This is a genomic window from Shinella sp. WSJ-2, from assembly GCF_003432075.1.
Classification (GTDB): domain Bacteria; phylum Pseudomonadota; class Alphaproteobacteria; order Rhizobiales; family Rhizobiaceae; genus Shinella.
Genome location: NZ_QWBU01000006.1, coordinates 231,522 through 257,629, shown reverse-complemented (window position 1 = coordinate 257,629; position 26,108 = coordinate 231,522). Strand labels below are relative to the sequence as shown.

19 protein-coding genes are annotated in these 26,108 nt (G+C 63.0%); 4 read left to right on the top strand and 15 right to left on the bottom strand.

Going from position 1 to position 26,108, the window contains the following annotated elements; all coding sequences use genetic code 11:
- Nucleotides 1-2 precede the first annotated feature (2 nt).
- The 3 genes from urtC to urtA form a co-directional block, all read right to left on the bottom strand.
- On the bottom strand, nucleotides 3-1,163 hold the full coding sequence (gene urtC / locus D0Y60_RS16005) for an urea ABC transporter permease subunit UrtC (protein WP_117370958.1): 1,161 nt from the start codon (nucleotides 1,161-1,163) through the stop codon (nucleotides 3-5).
- Nucleotides 1,160-2,791, bottom strand: a complete 1,632-nt coding sequence (urtB, locus tag D0Y60_RS16000; protein WP_117370957.1) for an urea ABC transporter permease subunit UrtB — start codon at nucleotides 2,789-2,791, stop codon at nucleotides 1,160-1,162. The genes urtC and urtB overlap by 4 nt, the downstream gene beginning before the upstream one ends.
- A gap of 105 nt (nucleotides 2,792-2,896) precedes the next feature.
- Nucleotides 2,897-4,189, bottom strand: a complete 1,293-nt coding sequence (gene urtA, locus D0Y60_RS15995) for an urea ABC transporter substrate-binding protein (protein WP_117370956.1) — start codon at nucleotides 4,187-4,189, stop codon at nucleotides 2,897-2,899.
- Nucleotides 4,190-4,416: 227 nt separating this feature from the next.
- Here urtA and D0Y60_RS15990 point away from each other — a divergent pair, with 227 nt between their 5' ends.
- Both D0Y60_RS15990 and D0Y60_RS15985 read left to right on the top strand, forming a co-directional pair.
- A complete protein-coding gene (locus D0Y60_RS15990; protein WP_117370955.1) occupies nucleotides 4,417-7,797 on the top strand; it encodes an ATP-binding protein in 3,381 nt (1,126 codons plus the stop codon).
- A complete protein-coding gene (locus D0Y60_RS15985) occupies nucleotides 7,790-8,704 on the top strand; it encodes a DNA-binding response regulator (RefSeq protein ID WP_199564207.1) in 915 nt (304 codons plus the stop codon). The genes D0Y60_RS15990 and D0Y60_RS15985 overlap by 8 nt, the downstream gene beginning before the upstream one ends.
- Nucleotides 8,705-9,353: 649 nt before the next feature.
- On the opposite strand, the gene D0Y60_RS15980 is transcribed toward D0Y60_RS15985, so the two are convergent.
- The 6 genes from D0Y60_RS15980 to D0Y60_RS15955 all read right to left on the bottom strand — a co-directional run bounded on the left by D0Y60_RS15980 (nucleotide 9,354) and on the right by D0Y60_RS15955 (nucleotide 16,341).
- Nucleotides 9,354-10,316, bottom strand: coding sequence for an ATP-binding cassette domain-containing protein (locus tag D0Y60_RS15980; RefSeq protein ID WP_117370953.1), 963 nt, complete (start codon nucleotides 10,314-10,316; stop codon nucleotides 9,354-9,356).
- Entirely contained in the window at nucleotides 10,313-11,224 is a 912-nt protein-coding gene (locus D0Y60_RS15975; protein ID WP_117370952.1) for an ABC transporter ATP-binding protein, read from the bottom strand. Before D0Y60_RS15975 ends, D0Y60_RS15980 begins: the two co-directional genes overlap by 4 nt.
- Complete coding sequence (locus tag D0Y60_RS15970; protein WP_117370951.1) at nucleotides 11,221-12,042, bottom strand: ABC transporter permease; 822 nt, start codon at nucleotides 12,040-12,042, stop codon at nucleotides 11,221-11,223. The genes D0Y60_RS15975 and D0Y60_RS15970 overlap by 4 nt, the downstream gene beginning before the upstream one ends.
- 4 nt (nucleotides 12,043-12,046) lie before the next feature.
- The gene (locus D0Y60_RS15965) at nucleotides 12,047-12,982 is read right to left on the bottom strand and encodes an ABC transporter permease (protein WP_117370950.1); all 936 of its coding nucleotides are present in this window, start codon (nucleotides 12,980-12,982) and stop codon (nucleotides 12,047-12,049) included.
- A gap of 83 nt (nucleotides 12,983-13,065) precedes the next feature.
- Complete coding sequence (locus tag D0Y60_RS15960) at nucleotides 13,066-14,658, bottom strand: ABC transporter substrate-binding protein (protein WP_117370949.1); 1,593 nt, start codon at nucleotides 14,656-14,658, stop codon at nucleotides 13,066-13,068.
- A 57-nt stretch (nucleotides 14,659-14,715) separates the two neighbouring features.
- Nucleotides 14,716-16,341: an amidohydrolase gene (locus tag D0Y60_RS15955; protein ID WP_117370948.1), complete on the bottom strand. Its 1,626-nt coding sequence runs from the start codon at nucleotides 16,339-16,341 to the stop codon at nucleotides 14,716-14,718.
- A 180-nt stretch (nucleotides 16,342-16,521) separates the two neighbouring features.
- Between D0Y60_RS15955 and D0Y60_RS15950 the strand changes: the two genes are divergently transcribed.
- On the top strand, nucleotides 16,522-17,463 hold the full coding sequence (locus D0Y60_RS15950; RefSeq protein WP_117370947.1) for a LysR family transcriptional regulator: 942 nt from the start codon (nucleotides 16,522-16,524) through the stop codon (nucleotides 17,461-17,463).
- Here D0Y60_RS15950 and D0Y60_RS15945 read toward each other — a convergent pair whose 3' ends face one another.
- The 4 genes from D0Y60_RS15945 to katG form a co-directional block, all read right to left on the bottom strand.
- Nucleotides 17,464-18,264, bottom strand: coding sequence for a M55 family metallopeptidase (locus D0Y60_RS15945; RefSeq protein WP_117370946.1), 801 nt, complete (start codon nucleotides 18,262-18,264; stop codon nucleotides 17,464-17,466).
- Nucleotides 18,261-19,298: a P1 family peptidase gene (locus D0Y60_RS15940; protein ID WP_117370945.1), complete on the bottom strand. Its 1,038-nt coding sequence runs from the start codon at nucleotides 19,296-19,298 to the stop codon at nucleotides 18,261-18,263. Before D0Y60_RS15940 ends, D0Y60_RS15945 begins: the two co-directional genes overlap by 4 nt.
- A 129-nt stretch (nucleotides 19,299-19,427) precedes the next feature.
- Complete coding sequence (locus tag D0Y60_RS15935; RefSeq protein WP_117370944.1) at nucleotides 19,428-20,279, bottom strand: D-amino-acid transaminase; 852 nt, start codon at nucleotides 20,277-20,279, stop codon at nucleotides 19,428-19,430.
- Nucleotides 20,280-20,457: 178 nt separating this feature from the next.
- The gene (katG, locus tag D0Y60_RS15930) at nucleotides 20,458-22,641 is read right to left on the bottom strand and encodes a catalase/peroxidase HPI (protein WP_117370943.1); all 2,184 of its coding nucleotides are present in this window, start codon (nucleotides 22,639-22,641) and stop codon (nucleotides 20,458-20,460) included.
- Nucleotides 22,642-22,806: 165 nt separating this feature from the next.
- Between katG and D0Y60_RS15925 the strand changes: the two genes are divergently transcribed.
- Nucleotides 22,807-23,712, top strand: a complete 906-nt coding sequence (locus D0Y60_RS15925) for a hydrogen peroxide-inducible genes activator (protein WP_117370942.1) — start codon at nucleotides 22,807-22,809, stop codon at nucleotides 23,710-23,712.
- A 212-nt stretch (nucleotides 23,713-23,924) separates the two neighbouring features.
- Here the strand turns inward: D0Y60_RS15925 and D0Y60_RS15920 are convergent, their stop codons facing one another.
- Both D0Y60_RS15920 and D0Y60_RS15915 read right to left on the bottom strand, forming a co-directional pair.
- On the bottom strand, nucleotides 23,925-24,608 hold the full coding sequence (locus tag D0Y60_RS15920; RefSeq protein WP_117370941.1) for a TetR/AcrR family transcriptional regulator: 684 nt from the start codon (nucleotides 24,606-24,608) through the stop codon (nucleotides 23,925-23,927).
- A gap of 71 nt (nucleotides 24,609-24,679) precedes the next feature.
- On the bottom strand, nucleotides 24,680-26,107 hold the full coding sequence (locus D0Y60_RS15915; protein WP_117370989.1) for an amidase: 1,428 nt from the start codon (nucleotides 26,105-26,107) through the stop codon (nucleotides 24,680-24,682).
- Between the last annotated feature and the right edge of the window lies 1 nt (nucleotide 26,108).

Sequence of the window (26,108 nt, the reverse complement as noted above, 5' to 3'; positions counted from 1 at the left end):
TCTTACTCCGCGGCCTGGGGTTCTGCCGCGAAGGCGCGGGCCGCTTCGTCTGCTTTCGCCTTGCGATAGTCCTTGCGCCGCTCGATGAACTGGCGCGCCGTGCCGACGATGCCCTTGGGCAGGAACAGCGTGACAAGCACGAAGAGGCCGCCCAACGCGAAGAGCCAGAATTCCGGGAAGGCGGCGGTGAAGATGCTCTTGCCGCCATTGACGAGGATGGCGCCGACGATCGGACCGATCAGCGTGCCCCGGCCGCCGACTGCCGTCCAGATAACGACCTCGATGGAGTTCGCAGGATCGAATTCACCGGGATTGATGATGCCGACCTGCGGCACATAGAGTGCACCCGCGACGCCCGCCATCATGGCCGAAACCACGAAGGCGAAGAGCTTCATGTGTTCGACGCGGTAACCGAGGAAGCGCGTGCGGCTTTCAGCATCGCGCACACCGACGAGAATCTTTCCGTATTTCGAACGCACGATGCCCGATGCGATGATGAGCGATACGGCAAGCGCGATGGCGGAAGTGGCAAACAGCGCGGAACGCGTGCCATTCGACTGGATGTTGAAGCCCATGATATCCTTGAAGTCGGTGAGGCCGTTGTTGCCGCCGAAGCCCATGTCGTTGCGGAAGAAGGCGAGCAGCAGGGCAAAGGTCATCGCCTGGGTGATGATCGACAGATAGACGCCGTTGACGCGCGAGCGGAAGGCGAACCAGCCGAAGATGAAGGCGAGCAGGCCAGGCACAAGCACCGCTACAAGCGCGGCGAACCAAAACATGTCGAAGCCGTACCAGAACCACGGCAGTTCCTTCCAGTTGAGGAAAACCATGAAATCCGGCAGCAACGGATCGCCGTAGGAACCGCGCGCACCGATCTGGCGCATGAGGTACATGCCCATGGCATAGCCGCCGAGCGCGAAAAAGGCCGCGTGACCGAGCGAGAGAATGCCGCAGAAGCCCCAGACAAGGTCGAGCGCCAATGCCAGAAGGGCATAGGTGAGGTACTTGCCGAACAGCGAGACGATGTAAGTCGGCACGTGGAGCGGATGATCCGGCGACGTGAGCAGGTTAAGCGCCGGAACGAGGGCCGCGATCGCAAGCAGGAGTGCAACGGCGATGACGATGTTGCGATCGAGCGCCTTGAGGATGAACGAGCTGATCATGCTTCTACCGCCCTGCCCTTGAGTGCGAAGAGCCCGCGCGGCCGCTTCTGGATGAAAAGGATGATCAGCACGAGCACGAGGATTTTTCCGAGTACCGCGCCGGCATAGGGCTCCAGGAACTTGTTGAGAATACCAAGCGTGAAGGCGCCGACCAGTGTGCCCCAGAGATTGCCGACGCCGCCGAAGACCACAACCATGAAGCTGTCGATGATATAGCCCTGGCCAAGGTTCGGCGACACGTTGTCGATCTGGCTCAGTGCGACGCCGGCGACGCCTGCAATGCCCGAACCGAGAGCGAAGGTCAGCGCATCGACCCAGGGCGTCCGGATGCCCATGGAGGAGGCCATGCGGCGGTTCTGCGTGACGGCACGCATCTGCAGGCCCATCGGCGTTTTCTTGAGCAGGAAGAGCAGAAAGGCGAAGACGGCAAGCGAAAAGACGATGATCCACATACGATTCCAGGTGATCGTCAGGCCGCCGAGATCGAAAGCACCGGACATCCACGAGGGATTGCCGACTTCCTGGTTGGTGGGACCGAAGATGGAGCGTACGGCCTGCTGGAGGATGAGCGAGACGCCCCAGGTGGCGAGAAGCGTTTCGAGCGGGCGACCGTAGAGGAATCGGATGATCCCGCGCTCCATGACAAGGCCGACAGCGCCGGTAACGAGAAAGGCGAGCGGAAGGGCGATGGCAAGCGACCAGTCGAACAGGCCGGGATAGGAGTCACGGATGACCTGCTGCACGACGAAGGTCGTGTAGGCGCCGAGCATGACCATCTCGCCGTGTGCCATGTTGATGATGCCCATCACGCCGAAGGTGATGGCAAGGCCGATGGCCGCAAGCAGCAGCACCGAACCCAGTGATAGGCCGTACCAGATATTCTGTCCGGCAGCCCAGAGCGCCAGCTGGTCTTCGATCTGCTGGATGCCGGTCTCGATATCGGGACGCAGGCTTTCATCGGCAGACGACAGCGCTCCGGACAGCAGCGAGAGAGAATCCCGGCCGCCGGTCTGCACGACCGTGGCGATTGCCGCCTTCTTTTCGTCCACGGGCCGGTCCGAAACGAGGACGGACGCAGCGCGGGCCTTTTCGAGCACGGCCTTGACGGCACCGTCCGTTTCCGCGGCCAGTGCGGCATCCAGGCCTTCAAGCGCATCGGCCGAGGGCGTGCGCAGAATGGTGCTTGCGGCCTGCAGACGCACACTTGCATCCGGGCTCATCAGCGTCAGACTGCCGAGGGCCGCGCGAATGACACGCCGCAGGCCGTTGTTGACCTTGATCTTTTCGAGCGCCGCTTTTTCGCCCTCGCCGGCCGCATCGCCCGTCAGGGCATCAATCAGCTTGAGATTGGAACCGGCGGGTTTGACGATTAAGACGATGCCGTCAGCCTTGCGCTGGTAGAGATCGCCCTCGGAGAGCGCTTTGAGCGCCGGCACGACCCTCGGATCGCCGGTCTTGGCAAGCGCCTCAACCTGCTTCTGGTTTTCCTGGAAACTGCCCCCACCAAGCGCATTGATCATGGCGCGTAGGTCGTCGGCCGCCCTGAGATCGGTCGCAAAGAGCGTCACGACAAGGCAGAAGGCGACGAGCAGGCATTGCAGGAAACGATGGATGAGCCGCGCGTGCATGTCACGTCCTCGAACGAGAAAGGGATGCATCCCGGCGGCCCCAGCGCCGGGATGCGAGGTCGTGCCGCCGCGAAGGAGCGACGCGGCAGCCGTGACCGAGCGCTATCAGGAGCCCTTGCCGCCGCACTTGCCAGTGGCGACGTTGAAGTTGCCGCATTCGAGCGGCTTGCGCCAATCGGCGATCAGGTCCTTGGAGTCCGGCAGGTAATCGGACCATTCGTCGCCGACCACAAGGCCGGGCGTTTCCCAGACGGTCTCGAACTGGCCGTCGGCCTGGATTTCACCGATCAGCACCGGCTTGGTGATATGGTGGTTCGGCATCATGGTGGAGTAGCCGCCCGAGAGGTTCGGCACGGAAACGCCGATCATCGCGTCGAGTACGGCGTCGGTATCCGTGGTGCCGGCCTTTTCGACGGCCTTCAGCCACATGTTGAAGCCGATATAGTGGGCTTCCATCGGGTCGTTGGTGACGCGCTTGTCGTTCTTGGTGAAGGCCTTCCACGTTTTGATGAACTCTGCGTTTGCCGGGTTGTCGACGGACTGGAAATAGTTCCAGGCCGCGAGATGGCCGACCAGCGGCGTTGTATCGAGGCCGGCAAGTTCTTCTTCACCCACCGAGAAGGCGACGACCGGGATATCCTCGGCCTTGACGCCCTGGTTGCCGAGTTCCTTGTAGAAGGGCACGTTGGCGTCGCCGTTGATGGTCGAGACGACGGCCGTCTTCTTGCCGGCCGAGCCGAACTTCTTGATGTCGGAGACGATCGTCTGCCAGTCGGAATGGCCGAACGGCGTGTAGTTGATCATGATATCCTCGGGCTTCACGCCTTTGGAGATCAGATAGGCTTCAAGGATCTTGTTGGTCGTGCGCGGATAGACATAGTCCGTGCCGGCGAGAACCCAGCGTTCGACGCCCTCGTTCTCGGCGAGATAATCGACGGCCGGAATCGCCTGCTGGTTCGGGGCTGCCCCCGTGTAGAAGACGTTGCGCTGGCTTTCCTCGCCCTCGTATTGGACGGGGTAGAAGAGGATAGAGTTCAGTTCTTCGAATACCGGCAGGACCGATTTGCGCGACACCGAGGTCCAGCAGCCGAAGACGGCCGAAACCTTGTCGACAGAAACGAGTTCGCGCGCCTTTTCGGCAAAGAGCGGCCAGTCGGAGGCCGGATCGACGACCACGGCTTCGAGCTTCTTGCCGAGAAGGCCGCCCTTCTTGTTCTGCTCCTCGATGAGCATCAGCATCGCGTCCTTGAGCGTGGTCTCGGAAATCGCCATGGTGCCGGAGAGCGAATGCAGGATGCCGACCTTGATCGTGTCGTCGGCGGCGAACGCGCCGTGGAAGGCCGTCGTCGAGAGAATGGCTGCGAGCAATGCGCCGGTGGCGCGTGCCTTGATGGACATGGTCTGAACCCCTCTGTTCTTTTGACCGCAACGCGGCGGATTGGTTTTTTTGCCGTTGCTGAAGGGGACTATCGACCTGTCATGTTGCGCCGCACATACGCCATTCTACGTAGATGCCGGGGTTAAGCAGGAAGCATTTGTGGCATCGCAACAATTTCGGTGCCGGCCCATCTGTGTTACGAACCATGGAGACAGCCGGCAAACGGCGATGGGAACAGCAGGACACGATGGCCGCACGCCAGCGCATCATTCCGATCCGCCGCGAATACAATCGCTGGGTCGCCAACCAGACGCTGGAAGACTATGCGCTGCGCTTCACCGCGAAAAGCGCACGGCGCTTCTCGTCCGATCGCATCTCGCAGACCGCTATCGGCGCAATCTCCTTCCTGGCGCTTGAAGCCATCGGAGGCGCGATTACCATGTCCTATGGCACGACGAACGCCATCGTCGCGATCGCCGTCGCGAGCCTGATGATCCTTCTCGTCGGCCTGCCGATCAGTCGCTACGCCATCCGCCACGGCGTCGACATCGATCTTCTCACCCGCGGCGCGAGCTTCGGCTATATCGGCTCGACGCTCACCTCGCTGATCTATGCCAGTTTCACCTTCATCCTTTTCGCTATCGAAGCATCGATCATGTCCGGTGCGCTGGAGCTGGCACTCGGCGTGCCGTTGTGGATCGGTTACATTATCTCGGCCGTCATGGTCATCCCGCTGGTCACCCACGGTGTCCAGCTCATCTCGCGCTTCCAGCTCGTCACCCAGCCGTTCTGGATCGTACTCAACATCCTGCCCTTCGTCTTCATCGCCTTTGCCGATTGGGAGAAAGTCGGCGCCTGGCTGGCGTATTCCGGTCTGCACCACGCCTCCGGCCCGCCCGGCACCTATGCCCCGTTCAATCTCGTGGAATTCGGCGCGGCATCGGCCGTCATCTTCGCGCTGATGGCGCAGATCGGCGAGCAGGTCGACTTCCTACGCTTCCTGCCGCCGGATGGTCAGCGCAAGTTGCATCACCGCATTGCCGTCTTTCTCGCCGGCTCCGGCTGGGTCATCGTCGGCGCGCCGAAGCTGATCGCCGGCTCCTTCCTCGTCGTGCTGGCGCTGTCGTCGGGCGTGCCCTCGACGCGGGCGGCCGACCCGGCGCAGATGTATTACACCGCCTTCGGCTACATGTTGCCCTGGGACATGGCTGCCCTTCTGCTGATGGTCGCCTTCGTCGTGGTCTCGCAGCTCAAGATCAATGTGATGAATGCCTATGCGGGCTCGCTCGCATGGTCGAACTTCTTCTCGCGCCTCACCCACAGCCATCCCGGCCGCGTCATCTGGCTCGTTTTCAACGTGGCGATCGCGCTGCTCCTGATGGAGCTCGGCATCTACCGGCTGCTGGAGGAAACGCTCGGCGTCTTCTCCATCGTCGCCATGGCCTGGCTCTGCACCATCTCCGCCGATCTCTTCATCAACAAGCCGCTCGGCCTCTCGCCTGAAGGCATCGAGTTCAAGCGCGCCCATCTCTACGACATCAACCCGGTCGGCCTCGGTGCAATGACGCTCTCAACCGTTGTCGCGCTCACAGCGCATTTCGGTGCCCTCGGCGAAATCCCGGCCTCGCTCGCCCCTTATATCGCCGCCGCCGTCGCCTTCCTCGCCTCCCCGGCCATCGCCTGGGCGACCGGCGGCAAATATTATCTCGCCCGCAAGCCCCGAAAAAGCTGGGCGCTTCAGCATTCCATCACCTGCTCGATCTGCGAGCACCCGTTCGAACCCGAGGACATGGCCTGGTGCCCAGCCTATGCCGGGCCGATCTGCTCGCTCTGCTGCTCGCTCGACAGCCGCTGTCACGATCTGTGCAAGCCGAAGGCGCGCTTCAACGCGCAGATGGCGGGCGTCGCAAAAACCCTCCTGCCGGAACCGGTAACCGCAGCCCTTTCCACTCGCCTCGGCCGCTACGGCGTCGCCACCGTTCTCTCCATCGCGGGCATAGGCATCATCCTGGCGATGATCGCCCATCAGGTCGGCACGCATTCACCGGAAACCGCCTCCGTGGTGGAGCGCACCATCGCCGTGGTATTCTTCGTCTTCGCCGTGGTGGCCGGTGTCGTCTGCTGGTTCTACGTGCTGGCGCATGACAGCCGTGTCGTTGCGGAGGAGGAATCCTCGCGCCAGACCACGCTGCTCCTCAAGGAAATCACCGCCCATAAGAAGACCGATGCAGCTCTCCAACAAGCGAAGGAAACCGCCGAGGCGGCCAACCGCGCGAAAAGCCGCTACGTCGTCGGCCTCAGCCACGAGCTGCGCACCCCGCTCAATGCCGTGCTCGGCTATGCCCAGGTGCTGGAGCGGGACGAGAGCATACCGCCGCAGCGGCAGGGCGCCATCCGTGTCATCAAGCGCAGCGCCGACCACCTCTCCGGCCTGATAGACGGCCTGCTCGACATTTCCAAGATCGAGGCCGGCAAGCTGCAGGTCTATTCCAACGAGATCCATATCCACGACTTCCTTGACCAGATCGTGGACATGTTCCGACCGCAGGCCCAAGCCAAGGGTATTGCCTTCGAACACACCCGGCCGGCCGGGCTGCCGCATTATGTACGCACCGACGAAAAGCGCCTGCGGCAAATCCTGGTCAACCTCATCTCCAATGCGTTGAAATTCACCGATCAGGGCAGCATTCGCCTTGATGTCGCCTATCGCAGCCAGGTCGCCACCTTCACCGTTACCGACAGCGGACGCGGCATCTTGGAAAAGGACTTGCCGCGGATTTTCGAGCCATTCCAGCGCGGCGATGCCGAACATGGCCGGATGCCCGGCCTCGGCCTTGGCCTCACCATAACGCGCTTGCTCACTCAGACGCTCGGTGGCGAAATCTCCGTTAAAAGCGAGCGCGGCAAGGGCACGGAGTTCCGCGTGCGCCTCATGCTGTCAGCCGTCGACAGGCCGACGGCTGCACAGGACGCCATGCGGCGCATCAAGGGCTATGCCGGCCGCCGGCGTATCGTGCTTGTCGTCGATGACAATGCCGACCATCGCAATCTCATGGAAGAGGTGCTGCGCCCGCTCGATTTCACCACGCTCACCGCAAAAGGCGGTGCCGATTGCCTGGCGCTTGTCGACGACCTTAAGCCGGATCTGTTTCTCATTGACATTTCCATGCCCGACATGAATGGCTGGGAACTGGTAGCGCAGTTACGCGCACTCGGTCAGCCTGGAGCGATCATCATGCTCTCGGCCAATATTGGCGACGGCACAGTGGCTTCAGCCCAGAACGGTCACAACGACACGCTGGCAAAACCTGTCGACCTGCGTCAATTGACCGACAAGCTCGCCCTGCGGATGGGCCTCGAATGGATCTATCACGACGCGGGAAAGCCCAATGCGCCTGAGAAGAGCAGCATCGTCAAGCCTGCGGAAAACCATGTGCAGGAACTGATCCGCCTCGGCGAGATCGGCTACGTGCGCGGCATCGAGGCCAAGCTCGCCGAGATCGCGCGCACACCCGAACATCAGCCCTTCACCGAAGCTGTACGCACCTATGTGCAAGTCTTCGACCTCGCCGGCTACGATACCTTTTTGAAAACTCTCGACCGACAGGAAGGCGCTGCCGGTGAGTGAGACAGCCAGTCCACGCGACATCGTACTGATCGTCGATGATTCTCCGGAGGCCTTGGGCTTCCTGACTGAGGCGCTGGAAAAAACCGGCTTCTCCGTGCTGATCGCCACGTCGGGCGCTTCAGCACTCAACATCGTCGACCGCATCACGCCCGACATCATTCTGCTCGATGCCGTCATGCCGGGTCTGGATGGCTTCGAGACCTGCTTGAAGCTGAAGACGAACCGGGCAACCAGTTCCGTGCCCGTGGTGTTCATGACCGGCCTCACCGAAACGGAACATGTCGTCCGTGCGCTGGAGGCCGGCGGCGTCGACTATCTCACCAAGCCGATCAATATCGATGAGCTGCGTGCCCGGATTCGCGTGCACCTCGCCAATGCCCGCTCCGCGCTCAGCGCCCGCGTGGCACTGGATGCGGCGGGCCGCCATCTGCTTGCAGTCGGTGGCGAGGGAAACATCCTCTGGTCGACGCCCCAGGCAACCCGCCTCGTGAGTGCCGCTATTGGAAACGACGAAGGGCTGGACGCTGTGTCCGCCCATATCCGTGCTTGGATGAAGACACGCAACACTGCGCGCGAAACTCGCTTCACCATGCGCGAGGGGGGGCTGGCAGATTTGCAGCTTTCTCTCCTCGGCGCCATCGGCGCTGACGAATATCTTTTCCGCCTCACAATGGAGAACCGCAAAACCGACGACGACACTCTGCGTCAGCATTTCTCGCTCACGCATCGGGAATCCGAAGTCCTGCTGTGGATCTCCAAGGGCAAGTCGAACCGCGACATCGGCGAAATCCTCAGCCTCAGTTCCCGCACGGTGACCAAGCACCTAGAGCAAATCTACGTCAAGCTCGGAGTCGAGAACCGCGCCTCTGCCGCGGTGAAGGCAATCCACGTGCTGCACGAAGCTTAAGCTCGTGGACAAAGGTTGACGGAATACTTGACTTTGATTCAAGGCTGGCTTTTGAAATTCAGTTTGGGCGAGCGGATCGATTGGCCGGATGACAAGTGGCACTGACCGAGCCGCTGCTGCAGGCTGAGCGTGGGCGTGGTTGTCGACCCGCGGATGACAATCGCCAATTCTTCGAAAGCACGATGCGCGGTAGCGGCATCTGCCGAGCGAGTACGGCAAGTGGAATAGCGTTTTCCGCCGCTACCGGCGCTGATCGAGTGGGGGGGGGGGGGGGAGACCCAGGCCTTCATCGCCTATGCGCGCCATTGTGGGGTCAGCGTAAAAAGGACTCAGCAAACCGAGGCGCTTGGCCGATCGCGAGGTGGGTTCACCACCAAACTCCACGCTCATTGCGGTGCCGAGGTCGATCACTCACCTTCGTAATAACGTCGGGGCAGGCGCACGACACGCAGGGCCTCGGGCCGTTGATGCGCGGATCGACGCTTGCTTGCCGACAGGGCCAAGATACCGATGCGGCGTGAGATGACTCGCCAACGCCGACATCGATCAAACTGGGTATGATTACCGTCAACAACAGGTGCTGAGGATCATCAGCAGTCCCGCTATCGCCAAGAACCGCAATTCGCGAGGGCGCTGCGGTACGAACTATTCACTTTACGCTAAATCGCACGCGATGCTGTGGCGTAATCTCGACCAGCTCGGAGCCCTCGGGAGCGGTGAATACATCCGGCGAGGTGCTGCCGTCGGAGACGAAGCGGCGGCCGGCAAACTGCGGGAGGTCGGCAAAACGATCCTGCTTTGCCGCCGGGTCGAGTGCGGCGGCCGGATCGGGAATGGCGGCGATCAGCCGGCGCGTATAGGGATGAGCGGGCGCCTCGAAGATCTCGCGCCAGCCGCCTTCTTCCACGACCTCGCCGAAATACATCACCAGCACGCGGTCACTCATATGCTCGACGACGCTGAGATCGTGGCTGATCATCAGATAGGACAGGCCAAGCTTTTCCTGAAGATCGAGCAGCAGGTTGATGATCTGCGCACGGATCGAAACGTCGAGCGCGGAGACCGGCTCATCAAGCAGAACGATTTCCGGTTCGAGGATCAACGCACGGGCAATGCCGATACGCTGGCGCTGGCCGCCGGAGAATTCATGCGGATAGCGAGCCGCCTGTTCCGGCGTCAGGCCGACATTCTTCAGCATCGCCTCGATGCGGCCCTCGATTTCCGACGTGGCGGTAACACCATGCAGGCGCAGCGGCGCGGCAAGCGAGGTGCGCACCGACTGGCGCGGATTGAGCGACGCATAGGGGTCCTGAAACACCATCTGCACCGCTTTCGCCCGCTGCATGCGGCCGGGCGCACCGGGACCGGCGAGCGGCTGGCCGCGATAGCGGATCATGCCCTCGCTCGGCGCCTGAAGGCCGAGGATGGAGAGCGCCGTCGTCGATTTGCCGCAGCCGGATTCGCCGACGATCGACAGGCATTCGCCCTTGGCCAGCTCGAAACTGAGGCCATTGACGGCGTGCAGCGTGCGCTTGCCCGTGCCGAGCAGGCCGCCGCCGGAAATGGGGAAACGGACGTGGAGATCATCCACCTGCAACAGGGGAGCGGTCATGGCTGGCTCCCTTCTGCGCCGCGCGGTGCGATGAAGCGCGTTTCGGTAAGCTTCGAACGGTCGGCAATGATGCTGTCAATATCGACCAGCCTTTGGCGGCCGTGTTCGCTGCGGCTGCCAAGACGCGGCAGCGCGCCGAGCAGGCCGCGTGTATATTCGTGTTTCGGATCGGCAAAGAGCGCGCGGGTCTCGTTCTCCTCCACCAAGCAGCCAGAATACATGACGCCGACGCGCTGGCAGACGCTGGCGATGACGCCGAGATCGTGGCTGATGAACAGCACAGCCGTGCCGCGCGCCGCGCAGAGCTCCTTGATGAGCCGCAGCACTTCCGCCTGCACAGTCACGTCAAGTGCCGTGGTCGGCTCGTCGGCGATCAGCAGGTCTGGGTTGCAGGCGAGCGCCATGGCGATCATCACCCGCTGGCGCAGGCCGCCGGACATCTGGTGCGGGTAGTTTTTCGCGCGTCGGTCGGGATTGGGCACGCGCACATTCCCCAAGGCCTCGACGGCAAGCTTTTCCGCCTCGCTCCAGCTCTTGCCCTGATGCAGTACGAACATTTCGGCGATCTGCCGGCCGACGGTTGACAGCGGGTTCAGCGCCGTCATCGGCTCCTGGAAGATCATCGCTATACGGTTGCCGCGCAGGCGCCGCATCTCGCGTTTCGACAGGGAGAGCAGGTTTTGGCCCTTGAACAGGATTTCCCCGCCGGAAATCGCGAGCGGCTTCTTCAGAAGGCCCATGACGGCGAGCGACGTCACCGATTTGCCCGAACCGGATTCGCCAACGAGACCGTAGGCTTCGCCCGGCATGATCTGGAAGGAGACGCCCTTGAGCAGCGGATGGTGGGTGGAGCGATTGATAGCTACACCGAGACGCAGGCCCCTGATGTCGAGTAGCGGCGCGGTCATGGCTTGCGCGTCCTCATATGCGGGTCGAGGCTGTCACGCAGGCCGTCGCCGAGAAGGTTGAAACCGAGCACCGACAGGAAGATGGCAAGGCCGGGGAAGATCGCCACCCAAGGCGCCAGCTGAATGAGCTGGCGCGCATCTGTCAGCATTGAGCCCCAGCTCGGGAACGGCGGCTGGATGCCGAGGCCGAGGAAGGAAAGCGCTGCTTCCGACAGCACCGCCGAGCCCATACCGAGCGTCGCCATGACGAGGATTGGTCCCATCATATTGGGCAGGATCTGTGTGAACATGATGCGCAGATCGCCGTAACCCAGCGTCTGCGCCGCCTGCACGTAACCCTGCGATTTCAGGGAGAGCGTCGACGACCGCGCGATGCGGCAGGTCCAGCTCCAGTTGGTGAGGCCAAGCGCGATGAGCAGCGACGGAAGGCCGGGGCCGAGCACCGCCATGACAGCGAGCGCGAAGATCAGCGAGGGTATAGCCAGCATGACATTCGTTAAGCCATTGACGAGATCGTCCCACCAGCCGCCCCAATAGCCGGCCGTCATGCCGAGCGTGATGCCGATCATCGAATTGATGACCTGCGAGACGATGCCGACCGTCAGCGAGATCTGTGCGCCGTAGAGGATGCGCGTATAGACGTCACGTCCCTGCGCATCCGTCCCGAACCAGAAGGTGGCGTCGGGCGGTAGCTCGGAGCTCATCAGGTCCGCATCGAGCACCGGATCAAAAGGGGCGATCCACGGCGCGAGGATGCCAGCAAGGATCACGAGCGCCGTCAGCCCGGCGCCGAGCCAGAAATTGAAGCCGAAGCGCATCCCGTCACTCCTGTTTGATGCGCGGATCGATCGCGGCATAGATCAGATCGACGGCGGTGTTGATGAGGAGGAACCACAGCACGATGACGAGGATCGTGCCTTGCACCACGGGAATATCGCGGATCGCCACGCTGTCGACGAGCAGTGAGCCGATGCCCGGCCAGGCGAAGAGCTTTTCGATGACGACGGCCTGACCGATCAGCGAGCCGAACTGCAGGCCGACCGTGGTGACGATCAGCACCAGCGCATTGCGCGACACATGCCAGCGCACGACCTTCATCTCGCTCATGCCCTTGGAGTGAGCCGTGCGGATGAAATCGGCGTTCAGCACATCGAGCACGCCTGCGCGTGTGGTGCGCGCCAGAAGCGCAAGCGGCGTCACGCCGAGTGTGACGGCCGGCAATATGAGATTTTGGAACGAGCCGTCGCCGTAGCCGAAACTGGGCAGCCAGTTCAGTTGCAGGGCGAAGAGATACATCATCAGGAGCCCAAGCCAGAACTGCGGCATGGATAGGCCCGAGACGGCGCCGATCATCGTCACCGTATCCAGGATGGAACCGGGCCGGAGCGCCGCCAGAAAGCCGAGCGGCACGCCGACGACCAGCGCGAAGACCATGGCTGCGACCGCAAGCTGCAATGAGGCCCCCATGCGGTCGTTGATAAGGTCGATGACCGGCTGGCGGGTACGGAAACTGGTGCCAAGATCGAACTGCGCGAGATCCGTGACATAGGTCACGAAGCGCTCCATCAGCGGCTTGTTCAGCCCGAATTCCTCGTTGAGGCGGGCAATCATCTGCGGATCGGCCGCGCGCTTGCCGTCAGCGAAGAGGCTGGCGGCGAAGGTGCCGGGCACGACCGAGAAGATGACGAAGATCAGCAGCGCCACCACGACGACCGTCGGAATGACCTGCAGGATGCGGCGCAGGGTAAAACGAAGCATGAGCGGTTCCGCTTTGGCCACCCGTAAGGGCGTGACAACAGATGCGGGGACGGCAAAAGACCGTCCCCCAAACCTCTCAGGGCTTACTTGCGCGAGCCGGGCGCGGTCTCGTCGATCCAGATTTCATCATAGGGCTGGACCGCCAGTTCCGTCGCGTTCGGCACGAGGCCGTGGACCCACGGCTGATACGCCATGACCGCCTTGTTGTAGTTGAAGAACCAGACCGGGGCGTCGTCCTGCACGATGTTGTTGGCTTGACGCAAAAGATCGTTCTGCTTGGCCGGATCGCGTTCCTGTTGGGCCGCTTCATAGAGCTTGTCGAAGTCCGCGCTCGCATAGCTCGTATAGTTGCAGGCCGACTGCGCGGTCTTGGAATAGTAGCAGCGCATCGCGTTCAGCGGGTCGGGACCGGAGAGGTTCGACCAGATGAAGGCCTGGAAGTTGTTGGTCGTCACGGCATCGCCGAGCGCCGAGCTTTCGACCGGCTTCGGCTTCACGGTGATGCCGACCTTCTTCAGCATCGGCAGGATGGCCTCAACGATCGGCACGCCCCAGCTTTCGTTCGGGCTCGCCGTCACTTCGAATTCGAAGCCGTCGGCATAGCCGGCTTCCGCCAGCAGGGCCTTCGCCTTTTCCGGGTCATAGGCATAAGGCGCCTTATCCTTGTCGAAGGCCGGCGAAGAGAGCGGCAGCCAGCCGGAAGCCGGATAGGCCTTGTTCTTGACGAGGCGCTCGATGATCAGCGGTGCGTTGATGGCGTGGTTGATCGCCTGGCGGACACGCTTGTCCTTGAATGGCTCGAAGGCCGGGTTGAAGCCGATGTTGCGGGTATAGACCTCGGCAACTTCGAGCAGATGATCCTTCAGGCCTTCCTCGCCTTGATAGGCCTGGTACTGCGTTGGGCCGAGGATCGAGACGTCGATTTCCTTGTTGCGGAAGGCGACGTCGCGGGCGGCGTCTTCGGCCATCAGCACGATATTGATGCGGTCGAGGTAAGGCTTTCCCTCCTCGTAGTACTTGTCGAATTTCTCGACGACGACCTGCGAACCCGGTACGTGCTCCTTGAAGACGAAGGCGCCGAGGCCGACCGGGTTCTTCGCGAACGTCGATTCGTCTTCGACATTCGACGGATAGATCACCGTCGTGTTCTGCATCAGCGGGAAGCCGGGATTGATCGGACCGGTATAGGTGATCGCCAGCGTATTGTCGTCTACCTTCTTGAGGCCGGAAATCTCCTCCGATTTGCCGGCGATAAACTCTTCCGCCCCCTTGATGACGGCGATGAAGCTGGCCCCCGGGAAGGCGTTCTTCGGATTGGCGATGCGCTTGTAGCTGTAGATGATGTCGTCTGCCGTTAGCGCCTTGCCGTTGTGGAACACGGCGTTCTTGCGCAGGTGATAGGTGTGGGTCAGGCCGTCCTCGGAGACCTCCTCCGAATCGGCGAGCTCCAGCACCGGCTTGTTCTCGATGGAATTCCAGCTGTAGAGGCCACGATGGATGGCCTGCGTGATGAACTCTTCCTGCGTGTTCGGGCTCGCCTGTACGTCGAGCGTGGCGAAGCTCGATCCATAGGGCGCGGTGAAGACGAGCGTTCCGCCGGAACGTTCGCCGGCGGCCAGCGCTCCGGTTGCGACGGAAAGGCTCAGCAGTGCAGCGAATGTCAGTCTTTTCAGCATGTCGTTCTCCCTCTCGTGCCGTTTTCGGCTTCGTGTCGGTTTCAGTCCGGCAGGCGTTTATCGCGCATCATGCACGATGCGGCCTGCAAGCAGGGTCAGCAGGCAGCGGGTGCCTGACAGGATGGTTTCAGGCGCGGCCTCCAGAAGATCGTTGTCGAAGACAGCGATGTCGGCCCATTGGCCGGGCACCAGCTTGCCCTTCACACCCTCGGCTTTCTGGGAATAGGCGCCGTATTCCGTAAAGGCCTGCAGCGCCTCCTCGCGGCTCAGCCGCTCGCTGTCCTTCATCACCGTGCCCTTGCCCGTCTTGCGGGTGATCATGGCATGGAGGTTCGGGAAGGGATCGGGCGAGCAGACCGGCGAATCCGAGCCGGTCGAGGGCTTGAGGCCCATGCGCATCCAGGTGCCGATCTGGTAGGAGCCCTTGCCGCGCGCCTCGCCGAGCACGGAAATGTAGCTGTCGCCGAAATCGTGGATGAAGGCCATCTGCGGCGCGGGCAGGATGCCGGCCGCCTTCATGCGCGCGTCCTGTTCCGGCGACGAGAAGCCGCAATGTTCGATACGGTGGCGGCGATCCGGGTCGGGCATGGCGGCCAGCGCCTTCTCATAGGCGGTGATCAACTGTTCGATCGCACCATCGCCGATGGCATGGCACGCCATCTGGTAGCCGCGATCGTGGAAGGATTTGACCAGCGCCTCGACCTCCGGGGTCGGCAGCATCTGCACGCCGATATTGTCGGGCTCGCCCTGATAGGGTTTCGTCATCCAGGCGGTACGTCCGCCGGCCGAACCGTCGAGGAAAATTTTGACCGCCCCGACGCGCAGCATGTCATCGCCGGCGCCGGAAATCAGGCCGGCCCGCCAGCAATCCTCGACGATGGAGATACCGGGATCGCCGAGCAGCGTCAGCCAGACACGCATGGGCAGGCGACCGGAAATCTTGGCCATTTCATAGGCCTGGATTTCAGCAAAGCCGGAAAGCTGGCCAACCGCCGCGTCCATGCAGCTCGTAATGCCGAGCGAGAGCAGGTACCGCCCGCCGCGCTCTATGCCGTCGATCAGCTCCTCCGTGGTCACCTCGGGCATGGCGGCCTTGACGAGATTGATGGCATTTTCGGCCAGCAGGCCGTTGAGACGCCCGTCGGTGACACCGATCACGCCGCCATCCGGCACCGGCGTCGCCTCGCTCACGCCGGCCAGTTCCAACGCCCGCGAATTGGCGATGGCGATGTGCCCGCAGGCGCGGGTTAGCAGCACGGGATGATCCGGCACCGCCTGATCGAGGTCTTCGCGTGTCGGATGCCGGCCGGTATCGAGCTTGACCTGGTCATAACCGCGGGCCCGCACCCAGCCACCCTTGGCGGTGGTCGCGGCACGGTCGGCGAGAGCCGCCATCAGCGCCGAAAGGCTCGGTGCGGCTGCGGGTGTCGCATCGACCCAGCCCATGGTGATGCCGGTCGAGATGAGGTGGAGGTGGTTGTCGATGAGGCCGGGGCTGGCGAAACGGCCCTCGAGGTCGATGACCTCGGTGCGCGGCCCCTTAAGGCTTAGCATGTCGGCGCTATCGCCGGTGGCCAGCACCTTGCCCTGCCAGACGGCGACAGCCTCGCTGATACCCTCTTCCCGGCCGCGCCAGATACGGCCATTGTGCAGGATCAGATCGGCTTCAATTGTAACGGACATGCAGCACTCCCTTGTCGGGGCAGCCGAACCGGCCCCCCGTTCCTCCTGACGCAACGTGAAAGGTTGCGGCTGACTTGGCCAATTCGCTTTTGGCACCAGCCCATGCCGAAACGGCATACCCATTTCGATTGAATGACTTATGATCCTTCTCGCAGGAGACAGGAGCGGGAGGCATCGGACGTGGAGATCAAGTGGCTGGAGGATTTCGTGACGCTTGCGGACACGTCGAGTTTTTCGCGCGCCGCGGATCAGCGCAACGTCACGCAGCCAGCCTTCAGCCGCCGCATCAAACAGCTGGAAAGCTGGCTCGGCGCAACGCTGATCAGCCGCGCCACCATGCCGGCCGAACTGACACCGGCCGGCCGCAATTTCCTGCCGGTCGCGCAGGAGGCGATCCGCACCTTCTATGCGGCGCGCGAGGCGTTACGCCCGTCCCATGAGCCGGGCCTCGTGCGCTTCGCCGCCCTCCACACGCTGACGGTGACGTTCTTTCCGCGCTGGCTGCAGACGCTCGAAAAGGCCGGTGGCGCCTTCAGCACCTCGCTGATCGCCGATCGCGGCGGTATCGAAGCCAATCTCGATGCACTCGTCGGTGACGAGGCGGATTTCTTCCTCACCTACGCCCATCCGGAAGTGCCGTTCCATCTTGATCGTGGTCAGTTCTCGTCGCTGACGGTCGCGCATGACCGGCTGATCCCGCTTGCGGCGACCCAGGTCGCGATGCCCGGCGGCGTGCAGCCGGGGTTGCATCTCCTCGACCGCGCCGTCGCGCAGCCACGGCTTGCCGTTCCCTACTTGAGCTACGGCTTCAACTCGTTCTTCGGCGTGGCGCTGTCGCGCCTCATGCTGCGCCGCCCGCCCTTCCGGCGCCGCATAACGCACGAAAACACGATCAGCGCCGGGCTGATGAACATGGCGGTAACAGGAGCGGGCATTTGCTGGTTGCCAGAGAGCCTGGCGCGCGACGAGATCGACAGCGGACGCCTCGTGACCGCCTCTGCCGATGCCGGCTGGAACCTCGATCTTGAGATCCGGCTCTACCGACATGCGGCAAGCCGCAGTCGCAAGGTCGAGGACCTTTGGCGTACGGCAAAGCTGCTCCTTGAGCGCGAACCGGCCTGATCAGACCTTAAGGAAAAGCAGTGCGCGCAGGATTTCGGAAAAATCCTTGTGCTCGAAGGCGATGGCGCGAAGGCCGTGCGTGCGCGCACCGGGATACCAGCTGGCACGATAGGCCTCGCCCGGCGTGTTGAACTCGATGATCACTTCGTAGTGCTCCGCCTTGGCGGGAAGCGCCTGCGCGAAATCGCCGGAAAGGGCCGCAGCCACGCCCTCGCGAATGAGGCGCCGCGACCAGGCGGGCGAGATGGATGTCGTGGCATGGCCCCGCCCATCCAGCGTCTCCACCGCCGCAAGGCCCGGCACCATGGCCCGCGCCTCTGCACAGATGCCTTCGTCACCGGCGAGGAAGACCGACGGCACGCCGTAACCGGCCGCACAGAGCGCGTTGAAAGTGAATTCGGAGGCGACCTCGCCATTCAGCAACAGGCGCGAAATGCGCATGTTGGAGGTGTGCGCGAGCGGGTTGACCTCGGTACCGGCCTTGGAGTGATAGCCGGTATAGATCGCGGCGGCGAAGCCGGCATCGATGCCGTACATCATCTCATCCGGATGGCCCGACCAGCCGCGCACGATACGCGCATAATCAGGCAGCCGGTCGAGGATCAGGTTTCGTCCACTGCTGTGTGCATCCTTGATCACGACCTCCGTCGCGCCGGCAGCCCGCGCGCCCTCACAGGCGGCGACCACTTCGGCCGTCATCAGCGCACGAAACTCGTTCCAGTCCGGATGGTTGCGGTCCGCCTCATCCCATTGGGCAATTCCGGCGGTTCCCTCGATATCGGCGGAAATGAAGACTTTCATGGGTTCTGGTTCTCCTTCAGCCAATCGGCCATGGCGGGATAGACGCGGCCATTGCGGGCCGGGGTGGCGGGCGCCAAGCAGAGCGCATTCAGCACGGCCTCCTGCGTGGCCTCAGTGGCGGCGCGGAAGGCGAGGTCGATATGGTCGTCGGACAGGCGCTGCTGACTGGTGATCGGCGCAGCAGTATCATGCGCGACGGGATCGGCCGTCGTAAAACACAGCACGACATCGCCGCTGCCATGGCCCCAGAAGGCGCCGAGCCGGGCAAGTCCCGCTCCGCCGCGGCGTGCGACGCGTTGCAATTGCCGGTCGCCGAGCGGCAGGTCCGTCGCCATGATGACGATGACCGAGCCGCGCTCGGGCGTGGCCGGCACGCGTGGATCGGGACGCCGGCCATCCGGCAGGACGAGATCGCCGGCCGCGCCGAAATTGGCAAGCACGAGGGTACCGAGCGTGAAATCGCGTTTGGCGATGCGCATGACACGCGAGGCCGTGCCGATGCCCGCCTTGAAGCCGAAGGCCGTCATGCCGGAACCCGCGCCCACCGCCCCCTGCTCGACCGGACCCGGCCGGGCGGCATCGAGCGCGGCCATGGCGTCATCGGGTGTCACGGCCAGCGCCTGAATATCATTGATGCTGCCGTCATTGCATTCGCAGACGAGCGGATTGACTGTGGAGGTCTTGCGCCCGATCGCCGGATTTGCCGCAATGGCCCGGCGGATCAACGCCTCTGTGCAGGCTGCGACGCCAAAGGTGTTGGTCAACAGGATCGGCGTCTCGATCGTGCCAAGCTCCGCCACCTGCATCAGACCCGCCGACTTACCGAAGCCATTGATCACCTCGACGGCCGCACGCGGCTTCGCCAGGAAAAGATCGCCCTGATGGGGAAGCACGGCCGTAACGCCGGTAAAGATGCCATCACCGCGCAGCGAGCGATGCCCAACGGCCACGCCCGAGACATCGGTGATGGCATTGTCAGGCCCCACTGCTAGCCGGCTTTCCGGCATCAAACCCCATTCCCGCGCCGTCTTCATATCCGCTCCCCGATGTCCCAATCTTCCCTAGAGCATTTCCGCTTTTCTACGAAACGCGAAGACGCTCTATCTCTTTGTCCCCACGCAATTCCGGACGCAAAACCGCTTCGCACTTTTGCTGGAATTGCTCTAAGCCGGAACGCCGGCCGCTTCCAGATAGAGCGACTGCAACCGCCGCGTCATCGGACCGGGCCGGCCATCGCCGATCATCCGCCCGCCGATCTTCACGACTGGCATGACGAGGCTCGAGGCGGAGGTCTGGAACGCTTCGGCCGCGTCCTGCGCCTCCTTGGGTGTGAAGGCGCGCTCCTCGATGCGCAGGCCCTCGGCCGCGCACAGCCGTGCCAGTGCCCGCTGCGTACAGCCCGGCAACGTCGCCTTCGAGGCGGCGCGGGTGAGGATGCGTCCGTCGGCGGTGATGACATGCGCCGTCGAGGAGGCTCCCTCCGTCACCAGTCCCGCTTCGACCAGCCAGACATCGTCGAAACCGCGCGCCCGCGCCGTCTGCTTGGCCATGACCTGCCCGAGCAGCATCGCCGTCTTGATATCGCGTCGGTGCCAGCGCGGATCGTCCGCCAGATCGACGGTGATGCCTTCGCGCTGCGCCTTCGTACCGGTCAACGTCTTGGTCTGGGTGAAGCCGACGAGCTTCGGCGCCATGCCTTGCGAATAGAGGAAATCGCGGTCCGCCTCGCCGCGCGAGACGTGCAGATAGACGGTGCCATCCGTGAGGAGATTGCGGTTGATCAGTTCCGCTTGCAGCGCCTCGATGTCCGGCCGCGGCAGCGGAAGGGCGATGCCGAGTTCACCAAGCGAGCGTTCGAGACGGTCAAGATGCAGGTCGTTGTCGATCATCCTGCCGGCGATGACGGCCGTTACCTCATAGACCGCGTCACCGAACAGAAAGCCGCGATCGAAAAGCCCGATGCGGGCCTCTTCTTCCGGCACGAAATCACCGTGGATGTAGACGATCCTGCCCATCCGTTCCTCATTGCGCATTGGTTGTCACTGGCGCGGAACATTGGTGCGACTTGCCGGACCTTGCCAATTCAATTTGGGCAAAACCTCATGCAAAAACGGCCTGGGATCTTTGTTTTCAAGGGCTTGAACGAAAATGGCCGGCAAAAGCCGGCCATTGCCATCATCTTGAATGGATCGATCAAACGAGATCGAAGCGGTCGGCGTTCATGACCTTGTTCCAGGCGGCGACGAAGTCCTTGACGAACTTCTGGCCGGCATCGGACGAGCCATAGACTTCGGCGAGCGCACGCAGCTGGGCATGCGAACCGAAGATCAGATCGACGCGGGTGCCCGTCCACTTGGCTTCGCCCGTCTTGCGGTCGCGGCCTTCATAGACGCCCTTCTTGTCGGAAACCGGCGACCAGACCGTGCCCATGTCGAGCAGGTTGACGAAGAAGTCGTTCGTCAGGGCCTCGGGGCGGCTGGTGAGAACGCCATGTTCAGGCGCACCGGCATTCAACACACGCAGGCCGCCGACGAGAACCGTCAGTTCCGGTGCGGTAAGCTTCAGGAGCTGGGCGCGGTCGATGAGCGCTTCCTCGGCCTTCAGGAACTGTTGGCGGTTGGCGTTCACATAGTTGCGGAAGCCATCGGCGCGCGGCTCAAGCGCTGCGAAGGAGGCGGCATCCGTCTGGGCGTCGGAGGCGTCGGCCCGGCCCGGCGTGACGGCAACGGTAACGTCGTAGCCGCCGGCCTTCGCCGCCTTTTCGACGCCGGCCGCACCGGCAAGCACGATGAGGTCGGCAAGCGAAATCTTCTTGCCGCCTGCCTGAGCCGCGTTGAAGTCGGCCTGGATGCCTTCCAGTACACCGAGAACCTTGGCGAGCTGGGCCGGCTGGTTGACGTCCCAGTCCTTCTGCGGAGCAAGGCGGATGCGCGCACCATTGGCACCGCCGCGCTTGTCAGAACCGCGGAAGGTCGAGGCCGAAGCCCAGGCGGTAGAAACCAGTTCCTGAACCGTGAGGCCGGAGGCGAGAACCTTGACCTTCAGATCGGCGATATCCTTGTCATCGACCAGCGGGTGGTCGACAGCGGGGATGACGTCCTGCCAGATCAGGTCTTCGGCTGGAACTTCCGGGCCGAGGTAGCGGGCCTTCGGGCCCATGTCGCGGTGCGTCAGCTTGAACCAGGCGCGGGCGAAGGCGTCGGCGAACTGATCCGGGTTTTCGAGGAAGCGACGCGAGATCTTTTCGTAGATCGGGTCGAAGCGCAGCGCGAGGTCGGAAGTGAGCATGCGCGGCAGGTGCTTCTTTTCGGGATCAAAGGCATCCGGGATGGTTGCGCCGGCACCCTTCGCGACCCATTGATGGGCGCCGGCGGGGCTCTTTTCCAGCTCCCATTCGTAGCCGAACAGGTTCCAGAAGAAGTTGTTGCTCCACTTCGTCGGCGTCGAGGTCCAGGTGACTTCGAGGCCGCTGCCGATCGCATCCTTGCCGACGCCTGTGTTGAACTTGCTCGCCCAGCCGAGGCCCTGCGCTTCAAGTTCACCGCCTTCCGGATCGATGCCGACGAAGGACGGGTCACCCGCGCCGTGGGTCTTGCCGAAGGTGTGGCCGCCGGCGATCAGCGCTACGGTCTCTTCGTCGTTCATCGCCATGCGGGCAAAGGTTTCGCGGATGTCGCGGGCCGACGCCAGCGGGTCCGGATTACCGTTCGGGCCTTCCGGGTTGACATAGATGAGACCCATCTGCACGGCGCCGAGTGGTTCGGCCAGCTGGCGCTCGCCGCTGTAGCGCTCGTCGCCCAGCCAGGTGCCTTCGGGACCCCAGTAGAGCTCTTCCGGCTCCCAGACGTCGGCGCGGCCGCCGGCGAAACCAAAGGTCTTGAAGCCCATGGATTCCAGCGCGACATTGCCCGTCAGGATCATCAGGTCGGCCCAGGAGATCTTGTTGCCGTATTTCTGCTTGATCGGCCACAGCAGGCGGCGGGCCTTGTCGAGATTGACGTTGTCGGGCCACGAGTTCAGCGGCGCGAAACGCTGCTGGCCCATGCCCGCGCCGCCGCGGCCGTCCGTGATGCGATAGGTGCCGGCCGAATGCCAGGCCATGCGGATGAAGAGACCGCCGTAGTGACCGAAGTCGGCGGGCCACCATTCCTGCGAATCCGTCATCAGCGCGTGAAGATCCTGCTTCACCGCATCGAGATCGAGCGACTTGAAGGCTTCGGCATAGTCGAAGTCCCGGCCCATGGGGTCGGAGAGGTTGGAGTGGGTGTGCAGGACCTGGACGTCCAGCTGGTCCGGCCACCAGTCGCGGTTCGAGCGACCCTTCGTGACCGAATGGGCGACGGGACATTTGCCCGCGGTGTCAGTTTTCTGGTCCATGATTGTCTCCTGTTGGCCCTTTGTCTCTTCCAAGAAAGCACATTGCGACGGCAACCGCCTTGCAGAGCGGCAAATATGCGCGTGTTCCCTTCCGTATCTCCTCCTTACCGGAAGCATGTAATAAATTTAAGTTGGATTTTCTGATCGCTTCGATAAGTTTAAGTTATGACGAACCTCACCCTGAAGCAGCTACGCTATTTTGAGGCTCTGGCGCGGCATGGCCGCTTCCGCCTCGCCGCCGATGCCTGCGCCATCTCCCAGCCGGCCCTTTCGATGCAGATCAAGGAACTGGAGGAGGAGCTCGGCAACCCTCTTTTCGAACGCAACGCCCGCGACGTGACGCTCACCGCTTTCGGCATAACCTTCGCGCACCGGGCGCGGGATATCCTGCAAGCCGTCGACGAACTGGGCGAGCTCGCCCGCGCGGCGCGCACTCCCTTTCTCGCGCGCTTGCGCATCGGCATCATCCCGACCGTCGCGCCCTATCTGTTGCCAGTCATCATAAACGATCTGAACCGCGCCTACGACGGAATTCAGATCGACGTGCGCGAAACGCAGACGGCCAAGCTCATCCAGGAACTGACGCAGGGCGACCTGGACATTGCCATCGTCGCCCTGCCGGTCTCCGAGCCGTCGCTGACCGAAATGAAGCTATTCGACGAGGATTTCGTACTGGTGCGCCCGCGCGAGGACGAGGGCAAGCCGGTGCCCGAGCGCGATGCGCTGCGCGAAATGCGGCTGCTTCTCTTGGAGGAAGGCCATTGTTTCCGCGACCAGGCGCTGTCCTTCTGCCGGATCGGATCGGCCAAGCCTCGCGAGATCATGGAGGGCAGCTCGCTGTCGACGCTGGTGCAAATGGTCGGCGCCGGCATCGGGGTCACCCTCATCCCGGAGATGGCAGTGCCGGTGGAGACCCGCTCGGCCCAAGTCTCCATCGCCCGCTTTGCCTCCCCCCGCCCCTCGCGCACGATCGGCATGATCTGGCGCAACTCCACACCGCTCGCCAAACAGCTCCGTGAAATCGCTGCGGTGGTGCGTCGCTCGGCCGATGGCATGCGGGATGCGCTTTAGGTGGACGCTTCCTAGGCACGCCCGCGGTCAAAACGGCTGCATTTGCAGTTTATTTGCACAAGCGTACCGGAATCGCCGAATCAGACCTTCCCTGATGAGGAGCAAGGGCATAGTTGAAGGGCACTCGCGCAACCCGCGAGCTTCCCCGCGTCATTGGGAGCCAAACCGTGGCGCTTGCTGCCCCGCTTCGTGCGGGGCTCTTTTTTGCCCGCTCAAAAGCTTTTCGGAAAGGCCTGGCGCAGCAAAGCCAGCGCCGTCGCATGCAGGGCATCGGACCGGACCGTGTCGGGATTGAAAGTGTCCCAGTACCAGGCGCCGTGCACGAGATAGTTCAGCCCTTCGGCCAGCGTATCGATATCCACGTTCTCATAGCCGCCCTCGCGCGCGATTTCGGTCAGAAAGGCGCGAGACTGGGCGAGATAGGCCCGGTCGCTCGGCAGGCTGATCATGCGGTCGAGTTGCGTCGTCTGACGGTCGCCGCCGAACAGCACCCAGACGGTGACCCAGTCAGGATGCTGAATGCGAAAATGCCGGGCGCAATCGATCGAGGCCACCACACGCTCCGCCGCCGAAAGACCGGGCTTCCAAACGGTCTTCTGCCAGAGGGCGTCGAACTGGTCGTTGAGATACTCCAGCACGGCGCGGAAAAGCTTTTCCTTCGAGCCGAAATGGAAGACGACCAGCGCATTGGAGGAGCCGATCTCGCGCGCGATGCGCTGCATGGTGACGCCGGAAATCCCCTCCTCGGCGATCAGGCGGATGGTGGTATCGATGATGCGCTGTACGCTCGCCTGCCCGCGCAGGTGCCGGCCATCCTTGCGGCCGGTCTTGGTCAGCGGCGTCGATGTCTCGCCATCTTCATCGGGCACGACGGGGGCGGCCTTGGGTGTCTTCAACGCATCATTCCAGACTCTTAAGCGGTCCACCGCTCTTATCGGACGGTGGACCGTGCCGGTCAACGACTCTCTCAGAGACGCGGACGGCTCGCCGCGCTGCCGTACCAGCCACCCACCGCTTCTTCGAAGGCAAGGCCGGCCCGGAAGACGTCGGCATCGCGATACGTGCGCCCGACGATCTGCAGGCCCGTCGGCACACCGTTTTGGGCATGGCCCGTGGGCACGGACAGTACAGGGCAGCGGCTCATCATGTTGAACGGCGTCGTCATGACCCAGCCGAGCGAGGGATTGACCACCTTACCGTTGATTTCCAGCGTTTCGGTGGAATGGTCGAAATCGGCCCGCACGGCGGGCAACGCATTGGTCGGGCAGACGAGCACGTCGTAGCGCGCGAGAATCGGCCCCAGCGTCTTGTACATCTCGCCGATAACCTCCAGGCTTGCGACGAAATCCGTGGATTTCGAGGCGAGGCCGAACTCGGCGAACTGCCGTGCATAGGTCGTCATCTTGTCTCCGTGCTCATCGAGCAGCGTCGAGAGAAAGGCTCCGAAAATGTGTTCGAGATAGCCCATGCCGGCCTTGAGGATATGCGACGGCCAGCCGAGATCGACCTCCTCGACCGTCGCGCCGAGCGAGCGGAAGACATCGAGGGCGGCCAGCGTGTTCTTCTGCACCTCCGGATCGACCTCGAAGACGCCAAGATCCATGGAGAAAGCGATCTTCCAGCCCTTGATCGGCTTGTATTCCGTCGGTAGGCGCAGCTTCGGGCGGAGCGAGACGATATCGTCGGGGCTCGGACCGCACATCACGTTCTGCAGCAGGATCGCATCCTTGACCGTGCGAGCCATCGGGCCGGTATGGCAGAAGAAATCGAGATTGAAGGGCGTGTCGTCAGGGTTGCGGCCATAGGGCGGCTTATAACCGACGACGCCGCAGGCCGAGGCCGGAATGCGGATGGAGCCGCCGATATCCGAGCCCGTCGCCAGCGTCGAGGTGCCGGAGGCGAGCGATGCGCCGGCCCCGCCGGACGACCCGCCGCAGGTAAACTCCGGGTTCCACGGATTGCGGGTGACGCCCCAGAGCCGCGACCAGGTGGTGCCGGCGCAGCAATATTCCGGCGTGGCGGTGCGCGCATGCACGATGCCGCCGGCCGCCATGACGCGGGCATTCATCGTCGAGGTGCGCTCGGCGATATGATCCTTATGGATCAGCGACCCCATCGAGGTCGGCTTGCCCTTGATCTCGCTTTCGTCCTTGATGCCGACCGGCAGGCCTTCGAGAGCGCCGGTTCGTGCGCCCTTGGCATATTTCGCTTCCGCCTTGCGGGCCAGGTCCATCGCCTCGTCGAAATGCGTGTAGGTGAGCGCATTGACCGAGCCTTTCAGTGCCTCGGCCCGGCGGATCGCCGCCTCCATCAATTCAACAGGAGAAAGCTTGCGGCTCTTGAAGAGGTGGATGGCCTCGTGGGCGCTGAGGTAACACAGGTCGAGATCGTCCATA